Origin of the sequence: Marinifilum breve, from assembly GCF_003202155.1 — a bacterium.
Taxonomy (GTDB): domain Bacteria; phylum Bacteroidota; class Bacteroidia; order Bacteroidales; family Marinifilaceae; genus Marinifilum; species Marinifilum breve.
The window spans coordinates 244945-264176 of the sequence record NZ_QFLI01000008.1; the positions used below are offsets into that span (position 1 = coordinate 244945).

General features: G+C 35.9%; 13 protein-coding genes. 4 read left to right on the forward strand and 9 right to left on the reverse strand.

Going from position 1 to position 19232, the window contains the following annotated elements:
- Positions 1-77 precede the first annotated feature (77 nt).
- Together DF185_RS17215 and DF185_RS17220 are read left to right on the forward strand one after the other, a co-directional pair.
- Positions 78-1568: a sensor histidine kinase gene (locus DF185_RS17215; RefSeq protein WP_110361997.1), complete on the forward strand. Its 1491-nt coding sequence runs from the start codon at positions 78-80 to the stop codon at positions 1566-1568.
- A 168-nt stretch (positions 1569-1736) separates the two neighbouring features.
- Positions 1737-2450 (forward strand): response regulator transcription factor, encoded by a 714-nt coding sequence (locus DF185_RS17220; protein WP_110361998.1) that lies wholly within the window; start codon positions 1737-1739, stop codon positions 2448-2450.
- A gap of 74 nt (positions 2451-2524) precedes the next feature.
- Here DF185_RS17220 and DF185_RS17225 read toward each other — a convergent pair whose 3' ends face one another.
- From DF185_RS17225 to DF185_RS17265, 9 genes are all read right to left on the reverse strand, one after another.
- Positions 2525-5155: a TonB-dependent receptor gene (locus DF185_RS17225; protein WP_110361999.1), complete on the reverse strand. Its 2631-nt coding sequence runs from the start codon at positions 5153-5155 to the stop codon at positions 2525-2527.
- A 38-nt stretch (positions 5156-5193) separates the two neighbouring features.
- Positions 5194-8352 carry a PepSY domain-containing protein gene (locus tag DF185_RS17230; protein WP_110362000.1) on the reverse strand — a complete coding sequence of 1053 codons (3159 nt, stop codon included), beginning with the start codon at positions 8350-8352 and terminating at the stop codon, positions 5194-5196.
- A gap of 13 nt (positions 8353-8365) precedes the next feature.
- The gene (locus tag DF185_RS17235; RefSeq protein WP_110362001.1) at positions 8366-8647 is read right to left on the reverse strand and encodes a hypothetical protein; all 282 of its coding nucleotides are present in this window, start codon (positions 8645-8647) and stop codon (positions 8366-8368) included.
- Positions 8647-8931 carry a hypothetical protein gene (locus DF185_RS17240; protein WP_133250071.1) on the reverse strand — a complete coding sequence of 95 codons (285 nt, stop codon included), beginning with the start codon at positions 8929-8931 and terminating at the stop codon, positions 8647-8649. Before DF185_RS17240 ends, DF185_RS17235 begins: the two co-directional genes overlap by 1 nt.
- Positions 8932-9438: 507 nt before the next feature.
- Entirely contained in the window at positions 9439-11940 is a 2502-nt protein-coding gene (locus DF185_RS17245; protein ID WP_165836059.1) for a beta-mannosidase, read from the reverse strand.
- A 209-nt stretch (positions 11941-12149) separates the two neighbouring features.
- Positions 12150-12743 (reverse strand): hypothetical protein, encoded by a 594-nt coding sequence (locus DF185_RS17250; protein WP_110362004.1) that lies wholly within the window; start codon positions 12741-12743, stop codon positions 12150-12152.
- Between the two features lie 273 nt (positions 12744-13016).
- On the reverse strand, positions 13017-14123 hold the full coding sequence (locus DF185_RS17255) for an alkene reductase (RefSeq protein ID WP_110362005.1): 1107 nt from the start codon (positions 14121-14123) through the stop codon (positions 13017-13019).
- Positions 14124-14134: 11 nt separating this feature from the next.
- Complete coding sequence (locus DF185_RS17260) at positions 14135-15268, reverse strand: alkene reductase (RefSeq protein WP_110362006.1); 1134 nt, start codon at positions 15266-15268, stop codon at positions 14135-14137.
- A 370-nt stretch (positions 15269-15638) separates the two neighbouring features.
- Positions 15639-16910: an MFS transporter gene (locus DF185_RS17265; protein WP_110362007.1), complete on the reverse strand. Its 1272-nt coding sequence runs from the start codon at positions 16908-16910 to the stop codon at positions 15639-15641.
- 148 nt (positions 16911-17058) lie between these two features.
- On the opposite strand from DF185_RS17265, the gene DF185_RS17270 reads away from it, so the two are divergent.
- Both DF185_RS17270 and DF185_RS17275 read left to right on the forward strand, forming a co-directional pair.
- Complete coding sequence (locus DF185_RS17270) at positions 17059-17955, forward strand: LysR family transcriptional regulator (RefSeq protein WP_110362008.1); 897 nt, start codon at positions 17059-17061, stop codon at positions 17953-17955.
- A 1024-nt stretch (positions 17956-18979) separates the two neighbouring features.
- A partial coding sequence (locus tag DF185_RS17275; protein WP_133250073.1) for a hypothetical protein occupies positions 18980-19232 on the forward strand: 253 nt, incomplete at its 3' end.

Sequence of the window (19232 nt, forward strand, 5' to 3'; positions counted from 1 at the left end):
GCAAGATTTCATTGTAATTTGGTTAATTAAAGTTAACAATTCACTCATGTACTACTGAAAGCCAGTATATTTGTCACATGCCTAAGGATAGATTAAATAGAAAGAAATTTAGAATCATTTCGCCAATGGTTTTAAGTATGTTTTTACTGGTAACCTTTGTTGGATACTGGTTGCATTCTCAGTACAATAATGAAAAGAAAAACCTACAAGCAGATTTATCCCGACTTTATCATGTATCCCTAAATGATGGTGAATTTATCTTTTTCTATAAAAATGTGGTAAAACCTGCCTTAAACTATAAAGACACTACCAATTACGATAAGTTAAAAATTGGGACTGAAAAGACAAGTGCCGAGTTTAAAAAGGCTTACATTAAAGAATTAAAGACATATTTAGATACCAATCAGAACTATCTAAACATTTTTAAGGCAATTGATACAAACACATTAATTCCTGATAGTTTAAGAGAAGAAAGACAGTTTGAAATTTTAAGATTAGGATATCGCTATCAAATCTATCCCTCACAAATTCTGTACACTCAAAGACAGAATGCAAATGACACCACCTCACAGTTTTTTAGAAGTTTATTCTTAAAAAATGTAGAGAATAAATTTCCAAGTCTAAAAGCAGATCGCGAAGAGGAGATCGACAGAGAAGATATTGAATTGCTCGAAAAAACAAACCACGAATCACTAAGAAGAGGAAGATTGGGTTTAATAATATATTCCCATAGGTACTCTAAGGCAAAAGTGATGTACTTTGAAAATTATTTCTTTCACCTTATTACAGAAATTCTTGCTCAAATTGCATTTGGTATTGTATTAATTGGTTTGTCTGTATTCGCGCTTGTTTTTGCATATCGTTCATATCTAACACAAGCAAAATTGAATATGCTTCGCTCCGATTTTGTAAGCAATATTACTCATGAATTGAAAATTCCTGTATCCACGGCTAAAGCTGCTATGGAAGCCATTCTAAATTACGGCATTACCGACGATAAAGAAAAGACCAAGTCTTACCTTAAAATGGTAGCTTTGGAAATGAATCGATTGGATAGTCTTACTTCAAGGGTGTTGGAACATTCGAAATTAGAATCGAATCAACATCTTTTAAGAAAGGAAGAAACCAATTTGAATGAGTTTATTAAAAGAATTGTAGAATCGGTTGAATTGTTTCATGCTGATACCATAAATATCAAATTCATGAATCCTTCTGAAAATATTAATATTCCAATCGACCAGGTTTACATTGAAGGTGTAATTCGCAACCTTATTGAGAATAGTAAAAAATATGGAGGAAAGGATGTTAGTATTGTTGTCAACCTTTGGCAGCAAGGCCTGCATGTTTATGTATCGGTTATTGATAATGGACCTGGAATTCCAAAAGAATATTTAAATAAAGTGTTCGATAGATTTTTCAGGGTTCCTACTGGTGACCAACACAATGTAAAAGGCTTTGGCTTAGGATTGAGCTTTGCCGCATTGGTGATGAAACAACACAATGGATCGATTTCAGCAAATAATCTTTCTGAAAAAGGCTGTGAATTTAAATTAGAGTTTCCAGCGTGAACAGTAAGCAGTAAGCAGTAAGCAGTAAGCAGTAAGCAGTAAGCAGTAAGCAAAGTTAAAAGAATCGCACGCAACTGATAACTGAATTTTAAGCATTATTAACAATATCAAATCCATCTATTCTTCCTACATTTTCTTATCTTGCAGGGCACTCAAGCTAAGATAATCATGAATAAAACTAAGATACTTTACGTTGAAGACGAACCTAATTTGGGGCAAATTGTTTACGACTCCTTGATTTTAAAAGGATTTGATATTATTTGGGAAACAGATGGAGCACAGGTAATGTCGAAATTTCATGATTTTACTCCTGATATTTGTGTGCTGGATATTATGCTGCCAAATGTTGATGGATATCAGCTTTGTGAGCACATCAGATCTAAATTTCCAACTCTTCCAATTATTTTTCTTACGGCTAAAACGGAAACTCCCGATCTTGTAAAAGGATTTGAAGCTGGTGGTACAGATTATATACGCAAACCATTTAGCATTGAAGAATTGGTGATTCGAATAGATAACCAATTAAAGCTGCATGGCATTGGCGAAAATAAAGAAATAACAAAGGAGCAAAAAATTGAGCTTGATGAAATTAAATTAGGGACTTACACCTATTTCCCTAAGAGGTATGAACTAATCACTCCTTCAAAAACCATTAACCTTTCGAATCGTGAAGGTGAATTGCTTAAGAAACTCACCGAAATGGGAAGTAAGGTAGTGGAACGAAAAGACATTTTAATGCAGGTTTGGGGAGACGATTCTTTCTTTAATTCCCGCAATCTTGATGTATACATTAAAAAGCTTCGCAACTACTTTAACGAAGACGAAAACATTGAAATTCAAACTCTGCGCGGGAGAGGATATTTGTTTTTGGTCAAGTTATAATTCAAACTAAAAGTCAAAAAACCGGCTGCTTTAATAAAAACAACCGGTAAGATGCGTATTAAATTGGTACTCCATTAAAACTTGTAAGAAACAGTTCCCACTATTGCTCTAGGTGCCTGTGCATTCACTGTACTCCATCCTTTATAATAAGTTTCATCGGTAAAGTTGTTTACTTTAAAACCAATTCTGAACTTATCAGCATCGTAGTAAACGGTAGCATTATATATGGTATAAGCAGGAAGGGTGAACTCTCCTGATACTGCATTATTCATCATTAAATGTTTTGATGCACCATTGAAGCCTGCTCCAATTCCAAAGTTTTTCAGAGCACTCTCTTTTGAGAATTTGTAGTCTGCCCAGAAATTATAAATACTCTCCGGACCGGCCTCTTCAGGTCTTCTTCCTTGAAGCTCTGCATAGGTAACATTGTCCTTTTCGCTATAAGCATCAGTAATTTCGCTATCGTTATACGAATAAGAAGCTCTTAAATTTAGGCCATTCACTGGACTTGCATTCAATTCTATTTCAATTCCCTTACTTTCTGTTTCTCCAAGCATAATTCTTCTTGGAAACAAGGGAGCTCTCGGATCTGAATTCAGAGAGTTCTCAACTGTAATGTAATAGTAACTAACTCCAATATTTAACTTTCCATTGAAGAAATTAGATTTAAATCCTCCTTCGAATTGTTTTGCCTTAGTTGGTTCAAATGTTTCCACACTCCCATCGCTATTCACCACCGGATCATTGTTGATAAATCCTGTTTGATAATTGGTAAACAAAGATAATTTTTTAGGGAGAACCTGATAAACAACACCTGCATTAGGAGAGAAAGTTGTTTTATCGTAATCATCCAAAGTATCATTCTTATCACCATCCTGATCGAAATAATCCATGCGTAAACCTACATTCACGGTTAAGTTATCGGTAATGTTTAACACATCGGAAACATAGGCTGCGAATGTTTTAGACGATGTTTCCACTTTTCTTGCAGCGATTTGATCGAAAATAGCATCCAAATCGGCTTTGGTTACACTATATTTTGCATTGGGAGTAAAGGTAGTTGGAACAATATCTCCATTTGCTTTAAAAAAGCCATCGAAATAAGGTAAACCTCCCAATTGAGCAGCAACCACATCTCCCTGACCTGCTTGAAGTACATTTAAAGTTTGAATAATAAATGGGAAGTTAGAATTGCCAGCCAATGATGGATTTCCATTCTTATTGTTCGATTCTGTATCTCTTTGAACGTAATCCAATCCAAGTATTAAACGATTACGCATACTGCCCAGTTTAAAATCGCCCGTGAAATTTTGCTGGATGTTGTACTTATTGCCTTTTGCATCTCTTTTATCGTAAATTCTAGTAAATGCGTCTTGCTGCAATAAAGATCCCGATTCCACAAGAATTTCATTCACCGATGCTTGTAATGGTGGATAAGGAATATCAGCTAACTGTTGAAATAAACCAAATGCAACCGCTGCTCCTTCAATCATATACTGGTAATACCCATCTGATTTTGAATGAGTACTTGCAAAAACAGTTTGCGAAGTCCATTGATCGGATATCTTATAATCAGCAATAGCTCTTGTATTTACAATTGGACTGGTTAAAGAGACATTGTCAGAAGTAAATGATTTATTAGGATTCACACCCAAATCGTGTACATTTCTTGATACCATAGGCATACCTCTTCTTACAAACAACATTGATGGATTGGTTTGTTTTGTATTTGAATACTCTAGCCCAAGAGATAAATTCAACCTGTTGTTTACACGATAAGAAAGTGATGGTGCAACAAAGAATGTTTTTCTAAAACCAGCATCCTGAAAGCTATTTTGAGTAAGGTATGATGCGTTGATTCTAAAGTAAACATCTTCACTTTTTCCCAATGGAGTATTCACATCAGCCGAGAAACGGTGCATATCAAAAGAACCTGCAGTATAAGAAACACTTCCTCCAAAACCTTCAAATGGTTTTTTGGTTACCACATTTATTAATCCTCCAAGCGATGTTACCGTACTACCAAATAAGGTAGCAGCAGGACCTTTTATTACCTCAATTCTTTCGATATATGAAGGATCAACTGCACTAAAAGTAAATCCTGGCATGCCATTTACCAATTGTGGCTGGGTAGCAAAACCTCTTGCTGCAAAATAACCTGTTCCCTCGCCAGGAGCTCGTCCCGTAGATTCCCAAAGCTTGCTTATACCAGTTGCATTAACCATGGCATCATCAAAATTGGTTACAATCTGAGATTCCAATAACTCATTGGTCACCGTACTATACACTTGTGCATTAAGCATGTCCTTTAATGGCAGTTTAGATACATAGGCCGTTTGCTTTCTTGAAAACTTATTTTTCCGATCGGAACTAATTACAATTTCTTGCAATAGCTCACTACCTTCGAACAGTATAATGGCACCAAGTTCTTTGCTTTCACTGCCAGAAACTAAAAATGGGATCTCTCGGGTTTTAAATCCCAAATATGAAACCACCAATACATGATTTCCATTACTTACCTTATCAATTGTAAAATTACCATCAAGATCGGTTTGCGATCCATTAATCGTATTTTTAACCACTACATTAACTCCAATTAATGGTACATTAAAATTATCGGTTACTTTACCTTTTAGTGTATTATTTTGTGCAAATGCGAAGCTACTAAAGAGCAATAGCACAGCCAGAAATAAGTTTTTTATCATTCTGATTATATTTATATATGGTTTAAGTAAAAAAGTTCTTAGTAAATGTCCTCATGCCATCTTCCTTCATCTATCAGATGTAACATAGTCTGATCCTTTTCTTTGAAAATTTCATTCCATTTGCTCTTGATAGATTCTCCCATTTTAATGGATCCACACAAATAGATGTGTGCCCCTTTTGCCAACCATTCTTTAAGCAAATCTTTTTGGTCATGTATAATTTTATGAATGTATGAGGGTGAATTTCCATCTCTTGAGAAAGCTGTATTCATTTTTTCCAGCACAGAGCTATTGTACCAATCCATTAATTCATTCTGGTATAGAAAATCATTAGACTCATACTTATTGCCCCAAATCAACCAGGTATTGCCTTTTAACTGTAATGCTTCGCGTTCCTGCAACATGGCCCTAAACGGTGCTATTCCTGTACTCACTCCAATCATGATAATTGGAGTTTTGGTGTTCTCAGGTAATCTAAATAACTCATTGGCATGCAAGTAAACAGGAATTCTTGATCCACATTGTAAATATTCATTGGTATACACCGATCCAGCCCCTTCGTGTTTTAAATTTTCGTAATTGAAACGAATGGTTTTAATGGTTAGATGCACTTCATTGGAATGTAGTTTCTGACTGGAAGCAATGGAGTACTTTCTTCCCTTTAATTCTGGCAATATTTCAATTAATTGCTCTGGCTCCATTTGCAAATTATACTTACACAGTAAATCGTGAACATTGGCTTTAGCAATCACCCGGCTCAACTCTTCAGCATTTTCGAGCAAGTTTTGCAATCCGCTTAGTTTGTTATGCTCATATAGTTTTCTAATGGTAGACTGAGATATGCTTGTAATCTCTTTCTCCTGAAGCAATGTGTGCTTCAAACCTGGATTCACAGAGTTAGCACTTCTATTAAGAATCAGATCTGCGAGCCATTCCGGATTTTGTGGTTTTATTTCTATTGTATCACCAATATTATACCTTAAACCTGTTCCCAAAATATCCAACGACAAATGACAAACCTCATCAATTACCTTCCCTTTTGTAATCTTACAACGCTCTTTTATCCTAACTTGATAAGATGTCTCTTCTCCAAATAAGGGTTCATGAGTCTCCACATTAACATTTGAAGAAATTAATGCATTTGCTGTAGCTTTTATCCAAGTCGCTGCATTCTCTTTAAATTCTTCATCACAATCAGTTCGTGGCGCAATATTCTTGGCTCCCAATTCAGCCAATCTCTCATCCAGTTGTTTTCCTGTGGCACAAAAATTTGCATATCCCGAATCACCCAATGCACAAACCGAATATTGCAGATGATTAAGTTTCGGCATATTGGAAGCATTCAAATTCTCGAAGAAACGTATCCCCATTGGAGGAGGATCTCCTTCTCCATCGGTACTAATAACCAATAAAAGCTTTTTGATTTCGGTCAATTGTGAAGGCATTACTTTTAACATGCTGTTCAAGTATACCTTTAGGCCTCTCTTTTTGTAGAATTCAGAAGTCAAGCTGGCTACCTGTTTCGAATTGCCACTAGTCGTGGCATACAAAATATGCAAATCCGATTCCACCTCAATATCAACTGTAGCTAGATTCGGATTCATCAACTCTCCCTTGTTGTATCCGTTTTTTGAAGTGGACTCATCAGATGTTCTTGCAGGAATTACTTTAAGAAGTTGAATAGCAAACAAACCACTTATCAGCCAAAATAGGTCGACACCTGCCAAATACCAATTTGAAATGGCAATGGTTTTCCAAAGCCAATCCCCAGTTACAAACCCATTAGCTATGGGAATTAAAAGGGAAAGGACTGCAAAAATAAACAGGTAATTCCGATTCAATAATCGGTAGTTTTTTTGCAATAAACCCAGTATAATTAATAGCAACCAACCTATAAAAAAGCTTAGGTATTCATAAAAGCCACGTTCTTCCATTTCCCATGGTATTACTTTATTGGCCAGAAAGAATATAGCAGTTGCAGGAACCAAACCAAGACAGATGGATAAAAACACCTTTGTGACTCTGTAATGAAATCTTTTCTGTTGGCGAGTATATTCGTTCGTATTACGAGCTTCCTGCCAAAGCAATATCCCAGATATCAGCATAAAACAGGTAATGATCCCCAAAATGAAAAAGACAAAACGAATCAGCATTCCCCCGAATGAACCAAAATGCAATTTCATGAGTGCATTCAGCATAGAATTAGTGTATGATGTGGTGCTCTCATCAACTCGCATTATTTCCTTACCATCCTTAAGAGCAAAACTTACAAATCCCGTCCCATTAATCGAATTCTCATTGTCGAAATAGATATTTACATAGCCATCATTTCTTCCAAAATTTAAAGCCCGAATACTATTTATTTTATAATTAGGATATTCATCTTCCACCTGCAAGTAGAAATCCGATAAAGAGATTCCCTTTGCTTCTGTGGAATCTACCTCCATTTGCAGATTCGATTCAGGTTGAACCGTGGCAATTACTTTCTGAGTATCCCCATCAAACAAAACGAAAGCGCTTGGCAATAATAGTATGAGTAATAGACCAAAAAGCCCACCTGTAACTCCGTATATGATTTGAAATGGCAAACCGATTAATCCCAAAGTAGAATGAGCATTGGCCCAAATCTTTCGCCAGTCTCCTCTTGCAACAAAAGCAAAGAACTTAGATTTTAAGTGTTGCCAGTGAATTAATAAACCTGTTATGCTGGCAAATAAAAAGAATAGTGCCACAAAACCGGCAATATAAAGCCCCATTGGCATAGGTTCAAGATAATGCAAATGGTAGAGTGTATCTCCAATTCTCGATTTGGCTTTTTTATGCTCGGTGTAATGATAATTCTTTTGAGGGATAATATGACCTTCAATAAATTCAAGTCCTCTAGCTTTATTGTCCGCTTTCTCCCATCCGTAAAACTGAATAATAGGTTTTTGCTCACTTGGTAATACAATGGTAAAACGTTCCTTTTCAACAAAGTTGTTGTGATTGACTTTAACAACTGAAAGTACCTTATCCACGTCAACATCCTGTACCATTTCAAGACGTACATCCGGATCTTCCCACTGATAGAAATGATCCTTAAAAAATGATATAGAGCCAGCAAAAAAAATGATAAAAAGCGCTACGCTTATACTAATTCCTGCTACTGTATGAGTATGATACAATTTGTGGTAAATATGTTTAGGTAATCCTTTCATAGAATAAATTGCTTTAGCGTACTACATAAATGATAACTGCAAGAAGAAGTGATGCTAAAAGATATACTCCCCAAGCTTTCCATCCACTCTTGAACAGAAATGCCAGAATCATAAACAGAATCCAGAAAAAGAAAGTTGAATAAGCAGCTGTGATAATCACTACTCCTTTATTAGGCACAATTACACCCAACAGCAGATGCGCCATTGTTGCTAGAATATAGCCTCCAAGAATGGCAGCAGAAACTTTCAGAACACGCTGCCCCTTGCTCGATAAATATTTTGGATTTGCAGGCATTAGTTTACTCTTTTATTGTTGATAAACCAGTTAATAGTGGGTAGCAATAGAATCATTAGTGATAAGACTAAAATAATGGCCATTACAAAATGAAGCATACCGTTTAAAGTACCTTGCCTGATAATAAAAATCACGAAAGCAAGAATCAGTAGCGTGTAAGAAATTCCTTTTGAAAGTTGCTCTTTCTCGATCATAAATCGGCTTAAAGAGGTGTTTTTAAATGGAAAAAAAAACGATCGGCTGTATAGAATTATAAAAGCAATTGGCAATAATACGTATTCCATCATATCCTTATTTGAGCGGCAGTTTTCTTTTTTAAAAGTCACATACAACTTTTCCCCTTTCAATTGGGATTGATTAGTTGTATCCTATAAAATAGAATTAACTTGCCTAAGCTTTGTTTAGACTAATTGTAAATAATTGCTCAAATATATATAGACAGCTTATGAAAGAACATCCTTAAATATTGGTATTTTAGGATATCTTTATCTTTTTTTATTGTGACATATTATGCTTGTAAATAATATGATTGTGCAAACAGCATAAACATGAATTACTAATAGTTTTGCCTGTATTAAAATCGTCTGATTTTATTCAAAATAAGATTTAAGACTATTTCAAACCATATCTAGTAGATCCTCATTAATGATTAGTAATCACTAATTATTAAAGCTAGGTTGGTAATTTAGTTGAGTGTTATATTAAAACCATTACAATAGCAATTAATTTTCATAATGATTAAATGCTACTGTAATGCTTGGATATATCTTTTAACAATCTTTATTTTACTTCTACTCAAAGGTAGTATCAAGTGTCCTAAGCTGAATCACTTTTTTGATTTCTGCCAGCGATAGTTCCGTTTCCAACTTGATATTTACATTTTCTCCTGCCAATACATCAAAGTAATTATCAGAAAAGAATCCATCTTCATCGCCAAGACTTAAAAATACATTCTTGGCCAACACATCCGATGATAAGGATATTTCATAGGCCTCTTTTTCTTCTGTTATCTTAAAATCAACATTTGGCTTAGATAAAATGAGATCTTTCACAGGCTTAAAATATAAGATATTTCTTGCCAACACATCTTCACCCATTCTCAATTCAACCGAAAATAATTCCTTTTTAGGATTTCTATTCTGTAAAAATGACTTAAGCTCATGAGTAAAGAAAACTTCGCTAGAATTTTTTCGAATGCTGATATCTTTACTCTTCGACCATTTTTCTTTGCCTGAAAAATCTAGCACTTTCATGATCAATTTGGCATTGACTTCTTTCAGTGGATCATTTACCACAGCTACCTTAATCCTATCATTTTCGAAATAAGGAGAAACCAACAAAGGTTCAAAACCTTTTTTCACATAGTATTGTAAAGCTTTCCATTCCTGATAATAATCGGTAGAACTCCATGAGGCAACTGGCCAGCAATCATTAATCTGCCAGTACAAGCTTCCCATACAATATGGCATGGCTCTCCGGTGCCCTTCCAAAGCAAACTTAATCCCCTCAGCTTGCAGTACATGATTAACATACAAAAATGATTCAAAGTCTTTAGGTTTCTTATAATCCTTCAGCATGTAATATTCTATGGTTTCGTTTCCAATCGACGATCGCTGATGTGATTTCATAACCTCTGAATAAATATCGTAATCCTTAGGTTCAGCATATTTTCTTACCGATTTCATTTCCGGGAAAGATTGAAAACCGTATTCACTCATGAATCGTGCAATATGCGTAGCATAAGTTTCAAATGGTTCTTTTCCCCACCATACTCCCCAGTAATGATCATCACCATTAACTAAATCCGGCTTTATACCTATTCCTGAGGAAGGGCTTGAACTCCAGTAGAACCTAGACGGATCATATTCTTTCACAGCCTTTGGCAATACTTCATGGAAAATATCAGTGTAAGCTTTCCAGACTTTCTTTGTTACTTCCTCACCTTGTTCATTGGCTTGCTTTTTCCAACCCCAATTGTTCCAGGCAACCAGAATCTCATTGTTTCCACACCAAAGTGCTATACTTGGATGATTTCTTAGTCGCTTGATATTATCTCTTGCCTCTAACTTTACATTGTCTAAAAATTTCTGATCTCCCGGATACATGGCACATGCAAACATGAAATCCTGCCACACCAAAATTCCTTCCTCGTCGCATAAGTCATAAAACAAATCATCTTCGTAATAACCACCTCCCCAAACTCTCAACATGTTCATGTTCGATTTTTTGGCAGTAGCAATTACCTTTTTCAATTGTTCCTGGCTTACTCGCGAAGGGAATATATCATTGGGTATGTAATTCGCCCCTTTCATAAATACAGGTACTCCATTTACTCTAAAAAAGAAAGAAGTCCCCTTCTCATCCTTTTCTCGGACTACTTCTACGGTTCTAATACCAATTCTATGACTGGCTTCTTCCTTTTTACCATTAATTTTAACCTGTACCTTGATATTATAAAGATATTGATCACCCAATCCATTAGGCCACCAAAATTTGGGATCTTCAATATCAAAACCCAGTTCGTATTTACGAATTCCCTTTTTCAATAGAACTTCTGAGGCAGCTAACTCCACCCCATCATTCTGAATTAGAATATCTGCCTTAACTTCCTGTTCTGTTTCCAATTCAAGAACCGCCGTAAATTTGGCACTCTCTTCACTCACTTCATTTTGTACTATCTGTAAATCCTTAATTCTTGCATTTTCCCATGCCTTAAGGTAGATCGGACGCCAAATCCCACTAGACACCAAGCGTGGGCCCCAATCCCAACCATAATGATAGCCTGCTTTTCGGGTATAAATACTTACCCTTTTGTTTCCTTCAACCTGTCCCAATTCAGCTTGGTCATTCTCAGCTCCTGGATATACAAAACCATTTGCATCGTACAATTTTAAACCTTTATTAATTGGCGATTGAAATTCAATCTTAAGTTGGTTCTTTCCTATTTTTAAATATTTCTTTACATCAACCATCCACTCCCGAAACATGTTATCTGCCGAAAGCACTTTATGATCGTTCAGGTAAACATCGGCATAGGTATCTAAACCTTTAAAATCAAGAGCAAGTCTATCTTTGTTAAAAAAATTCTGATCTAGTTCAAATTCCGTTTTATAGATCCAATCCTTTTTATCGATCCACTGCAAATCATGTTCATTAAGACGATAGAAAGGATCATCAATCTTACCGTTCGCAAGCAAGTCGGTATGAACACAACCTGGTACTTCGGCGGGCAACCAGTTTACCGAATCCTTTTCAGAAAACTCCCAATTAGAGTTCAACTCTTTTACAATCATTGAGTTTTGATTTTGTGATTTGCAGCCCAGAAGAAATAGCAGGACCACAACTAGCGCAAGACATAGTCGAGACATAAAATTGTTTTTGAATTTTTGTTTTGGCTTTGGGAATTCAAGCACTAAAATAATCAGAAAAAAGAAACCGATGAATTGTAAACCAAACAAGTTTACAATTCATCGGTCATTATAATAGCATTAAGTATATTCTTTTATATAAACAGCACCTTTTTATCTCTGAACAACTCTCCAAATTCGGGTGGTAAATCAATTAAGTCAGCAGTAAGATCATTGATGATGTCCAGGCTTTTATTGGATAATAAGTTCATGATATCATCAATGGTTTCGCCACAAAGCATAAAGGGCATTTGGTGAAAAACCATCTCATCCTTCCAACACAAAGCGTAAATCTGATATTCATTTACCTCATCCATGGTCTTATTTTTCACAATACAATTGTTTAGCCAAACATCTGTATCCATCAAGTCATGCTTTTTCAGTTCCTGATCTCTTTCTTCCGCTCTGCTGTTGGCTTCGAAATAGGCAGCAATTTTCTCATTCGATTCTTCCGAAAGTGAATCATGCATTTCCTGTCTGCAATCCATACAGCAAGCAAGTTCAAATACCAATTGTGGTTTATCGAATCCTGGTTTTCTTTCGAATGCCTTCTCGATTAAATACAACTCATTACCATCTGTTAAATTCTTGCCACATATGGTACATTCTGTAAATCTCTTCTCCTCCTTCTCAGAGTAGAATATTTCAGGAATGGGTGCTGAATGTGTTATTTCCAATGCTTCTGACATGCCTTAATTTTTCCTCAAAAATAACAAAATGAAGCTTATTATGAATTTAAGTTTCTCTTGCACATCATTTCATTTCCATTTCGAAGTACAAATAAAGAGCAGTCACTCCCAAATGCGACTGCTCTATCTAATCAACTTATCTTTTATATTATCAGTACGTTTGGAATGATTTTGAATATTTCGTTTCAAAATAAATACTGACGCTACATTTCTTATACACCTTAAACTTGAACTAGGGTGAATAACATTTATACTCGACAATACTTATTTACCCTATTTATAGCTTGGATAATCCGTATATCCCTTAGCCGAGCCACCAAAATAAGTATCCTTATCTCCTTGATTCAATTTCAGATCATTCTCTAATCGATATGGCAAATCAGGATTGGCAATAAAATCACTACCAAATCCAATCATATCTGCCCAACCTTTTGCAAGAGCATCTTCAGCTTTTTCTTTGGTGTAATGACCTGCATAAATCAATGCGCCTCTGAACACTTGTCGCAATTCCTTCTTAAAGGAATCTGGCGATCCAGGTGCATCATCCCAATCGGCCTCTGCAATATGAATGTACCCCACGCCTATTTCATTCAGGATTTTTGCAGCTTCCAAATAAGTAGCTTCAGGAGTAGCATCTACAGCGCCTTGTAAAGTCGTGAAAGGTGCTAACCTCACACCAACTTTATCACCTCCAATTTCGTTTGAAATTGCTATTATTACTTCCTTTAAGAAGCGCAGCCTATTTTCCAAAGTTACGCCATATTCATCGGTACGATTATTGGCATTTGAATCAATAAACTGATTGATTAAATATCCATTGGCTGCATGGACCTCTACACCATCAAAGCCTGCTTTCATTGCATTGGCAGCCGCCTTCGCATAGTCTTTTACGATTTCTTTGATCTCTGGAATTGTTAATGCTTTGGGTTTGGAATGCTGAATCATTTCACCAACACCAGCTTCTGGCCCCTTATTATCAGGATCAATAAATACTTTCACACCTTCGGCTACAATCTCTGAAGAAGAAACCGGAGCTTGATGGTCTGGCTGTAATGAATGGTGAGATACACGACCTACATGCCACAATTGTGCATAAATTACGCCTTCATTTTCATGTACCTTATGGGTAACCTTCTGCCATCCCATTATTTGTTCTTCAGTATGAATACCAGGTGTCCATGCATATCCTCTTCCTTGCTGACTGATTTGTGTTCCTTCCGAAACAATTAAGCCTGCACTGGCTCTCTGAGCATAATAGTCTGCCATCAATTCAGTGGCAACTTCCCCGTTCCCAGCACGGGAACGGGTCATTGGTGGCATCACCAATCTGTTCTTCAACTCCTTTGAACCTATCTTTATACTATTGAATAGTTGATTCATTTTTACCAAAATTAGTTTTGTTCAGCTTTCATTTCTTCGTAAGTAGGATAATCTGTAAATCCTTCCTCACCTCCACCATAGAAAGTTGAATGACTCTCGGAGTGTAATTCGGTTAAGGCAAAATCGTTTTTGAATCGAGTTACCAAATCGGGATTGGTTATAAAAGGCTGACCATATGCTACCATATCTGCATATCCTTTGTGGATAATTTCGCTGCCCGATTCTTTGGTGTATTTTCCACAAACCATAATTGGATTGGTATACACCTCTCTAACTTCTTTGCGGAATGATTCTGGCACCTCTTTATAGTCTGAAATGTTTTCAGAGAAATGTACAAAGGCCAAATTCAGTTTTTGAAGTTCCTTTAATACTTTAAGAGTCAATTCAACAATCTCAGGATCGTGCACTCCTCCTGCTCCTTCCGACACAAATGGCGACAAACGAATACTTACTTTATCAGCACCAATTTCGTTTACAACAGCATTTACTACTTCCAATAGGATTCGCATTCTGTTCTCCTGGCTTCCTCCATACTCATCGGTTCTTACATTGGAATCCAAACGCAAGAATTGATCAATCAGGTAACCGTGAGCACCATGAATCTCTACCCCATCGAAACCAGCTTCCATAGCTGCTTTTGCTGCCGTGGCAAAATCTGCAATGGTAGATTGAATTTCTTCCTTTCTGATTGCCTTTGGCATTTCGGTTTCAATCATGCCATAGCCTTCTTCTTTCAAAGGACCAAAAACCTTATCGGCAACTTTTTTAGCTGATGGAGCCAAAGGTGTTACTCCTGTTATTGATGAATGCGAACGACGACCAACATGCCACAACTGTATGAAAATCTTACCACCTTTTTTGTGAACTGCTTCGGTCAATGGTTTCCAACCTTCAATTTGCTCTTGGGTGTAAATCCCGGGAGTTAGTGAATATCCTCTACCTACAATCGAGATAGGTGCTCCCTCTGTAATAATCAAACCTGCACTTGATCTTTGCTCATAGTATTTTGCCATAATTTCTGTTGGCACATCTCCCTCTTTCGTTCTGGAACGAGTCATTGGTGCCATGGCAATTCGGTTATTCACTTTAAAGTTTCCAAACTCCAATGCTTGAAACAAGCTTTCTTTTAATTCTGTATTCTTCATTTCTTTACTATTTGATGTTTATTTTTAACTCTATATGATTCATAGTGGGTAGTTCCTAAAATTGTAATATTTAGAAAATAATTTCTACTCTTTCTGGTAGGCTGTTGGGGCATTGGAAGGACATGCTACTTATTCGCCGAAAACACTTAGAGAGACGGGGAAGCTTCGAAGAATTGAGAAGATCACCCCGCCGAACTTAATGTTTTCAAAGTATAAGAAGTTTGTGCTTACACGCCCTAGATTTTTTGCTTACTTTTTCATCAATGGAAAAAGTAAGAGCCATGCGGCTTGAGCAAAGTAAAACGAAAGAATTGTTGGATAATTCTATTAATAATAGGTTTAGCAACCCACTTATATTCCATATAAAACCTTATTTTTTTATTTGACTACCCTTAATTGCATACCAAACCAAATAGAGTTCGCATGAAATAATTAAAATCCAGGTATATTGCCAGTTGAATACATCTGCCAAAATTCCCTGAGACCATGGAATGATAGCTCCTCCCAACATTCCCAGCATCAACTTACCAGATCCTATTGTTGTATATTGCCCCAAATTTTTAATTGCCAGATTAAAGATGACAGGCCACATGATAGAATGTCCAAAGCCTACACAGACCAACCACCAGGCATCATTGTAGATAATTGCCAATAGGATGAATACCGCAGAAATAATAGATGCAAAAAGTAACTGTTTTGACTCCTTGATATTCTTGAAGAGTCTGCAAGCAAACAATCGCACCAGCAGCATACTACCCCAATAAAGACCTATCATTAATGGGATGGTTTCCACTTTCAAATCAGCAAATCCCAACAACGCAATATATTTGTCTACACCCAATGATTGCGCATATAAACTAATGTTTGCACCTATGGCAACCTCAGCCCCGATGTATAGAAAAATAGCAAGTACGCCATACTTCAGATTCCTAAAACTCCATACACTTTTTCCTCCTTTATTTTCATCCGATATTTTGGTTCCCTCTATGCAAGGCAAATTCATTTTCGTGACCAGAAAAGACACAACACCGATTACCACAGTCAGAATGGCAAAAGGAAAAATTACCTGATCAATACCAACCACTCCACCCGAGTTAAATACCAAATAGCTCAAGAAAAATGGTGCAATGAATGTTCCCACCGAATTGGCTGTACTCCCCATGGTAATGCGAGAACCCGAAGTTGTATTCTTTACCTCGCAACTCGACAAATAAGGATTAATAACTACATGCAAAAAGGCCATAGAAATACCCAATACTGCAGATGCCACTAGAAAGATGATATACGAACCAGGTATTGATGCCTTATCGGTCAATTGCATACTTCCCATCATTGGTGTCAGCAGCGCTGAGATGATAAACAAAATCAAAGAACTAATCAGAATTACCAATCCTGTTACCAAGGTAAATTGATAGCCTTGTTTGTTAATCAATTTGCCAGACCATGAAGAGGCAAATGGAAATCCTAAAAAGAATGCCAATACGATTAAGGTGGTTAATGCATTTTGCATGGAAGCTGAATTCTCCAACAATGACTTTTGAATGGGGATTTGAAACTGTTGGTTGACTACCGTTAAAAATCCGACAAAACAATACAATCCTACCAAAATATAAAATGGCGATACCTTTCTTAATTGCTGCATAATGAGAGTGTTTTTTTTCTTTCATGTAAGGTGACAAATCACTTTACTTTCACTATTAAAATTTCTTCGCAACAAAATTATTTGCCCTCTATGTATTATCAAAATCACTTAAATCATATATTTGCATCAGAATAATGATAGATGAGGTATGGTAAATTTTGAATGGTTCAGAACTTTTAAGACAATTTATGAAGAAGGTACGCTGACCTCTACGGCAAACAAACTGTACATTTCGCAATCAGGAGTGAGTTTACATTTGAGTTCCTTAGAGGCTTATGTTGGGGGAAAATTATTCGATAGAGTATCAAAAAAAATGATCCCAACAGAAAAAGGAAAGCTTTTATACAATACACTTTTAGGTCCGGTGAATGAATTACTGGACATTGAAAAGCAATTTCAACGAAGTCAGAAAACCGATACGCCAACCTTAACAATCGGAATGTGTTTTGAAACTTTTCAAATCGTTTTGGAAAAGCACATTCACAAGTTAAAATTCAATTTAATCAATCGATTCTCAGGATATCAGCAGCTATTAAATGAATTGGAAAAAGGGATAAATGATGTGGTAGTTACACCTCAAAAAGCAGATTTGAAAGGTATTGAATACATTCCTATCATGAAAGAAAATATTGTGCTTGTGGGCAGCAATGACATTGATAAGGACAATTTGAAAACGGCCATTTCCAGTAAAAATAAAAGCCAGTTATTAGAATTTTTGTTAGAACAAACCTGGTATGGTGCCTCCAGCGACAATGAGCATTTTATTCGCTTTTGGAACACAAACTTTGGCAACAATCCCAACTTCAGGCAGAACTATATCGTGCCCAATTTCATCTCCATTGTAAACAGTTTAAAATATGGAAAAGGTGTGGCTGTAGTTCCTGATTTTTTAGGCAAGGATGCTATCGAGAATAAAGAAATCCAATTGCTTTGGAAAGGACACAAAAGAATAAGCAACCAGCTCTACTTTGCCTTTAGAAAAAATAGCATCTACAAGGAACAAATCAATACCATCCAGGAGATTTTTATGAAGGAAATGAATTAAGAACTATAAAAAAAAGCAGCGACTCCATTTCTTGCTACCATAAAAACAACTTTTCGGACTTTCCGTTAAGCTTTTCCTATCGTAGGAAAAGTATTTCCTGTCGTAGGAAAACATGTTCGGAACATTTGTTAGAGCCAACGGAAGACAGAAACACATTTTCCTAAAGCAGAAAATGCTTTTTCTAAGCTCCGTTATGCCCAACGGGACTTAGGAAAACACTTTCCTAACTTCCGTTATGCTTTTTTTACCATCCAAACATCTTTTCCTACGATAGGAAAACATGTTTCTATCGTCCGTACAACTTTTCCTACGGTAGGAAAATGTGTTTCTGTCTTCCGTTGGCATTTTCCTATGTTAGGAAAACACTTTCCCAACATCCGTTGGTACTTTTCCAGCTTAGGAAAAGCTTTTCCTAAGTTAGGATAGTAAATTTTTGAGCTTTAAAAATCAGAATTTTGTTGTTTTTGAGGTGATTTTAGAAAAAACACAGACCAATTGGTCAATTATTTTTATGAACTTAATGATATTACAAAAATAAGCTACAATGCACAAAAGCTTTTAATTATCGATGCTTCTGGAATTTTTCTCTATCATCTTAGATAACCATATCTAAATTAAAAAATTCTTCCTAAAACAGGCTTTTGGTTTTCTCAACCGAAAATGTCTAATATTTACGGGTGTTTTACTTTTATTAAACCTGATGAAAATCTCAATTTTCGGAAATTCAAACACCACTTTATTAACATATGCTTTTAACGGAAGTTCAGAAAATAAATATTTTATAGAATTTTCGTTCATTTTTCGGTTAAAAAATAAAAATTTCAACTTTTTTCATCAATGCCTAAAGCCTTATTTTATCTGATATAAGTGAGTTTTTTTAATGGTTAAATGAATTTTTTATTCGATTTATCTCTTGACATTTCGAAAAATACATCTCAACTTTATTATACGACATCTAGATAACAAAACATTAAACGATCGTTTTATGAATTTATTTTTTAACACAAACTAAAAACTGAATATTATGACACAAGTAAAACTTTCAAATGATTACATTGCGAAACCCGAAGAGGAATTTAATGCCCAAGGCGAAAACATTGTTGCGAAACTTCTGGTTTATCAAGCTATTCTTGGTCTGAGTGATGAAGAAGTGGCAGAATTTACGGCGATAATTCAAAAAGACAAAGCATTGAGTGAAAAGAAAAACATCATTCAAGCCCAATCGCGTGCTACAACCAAAGAATATGATACAAACCATCCCCTATGCGTAAAAGCTT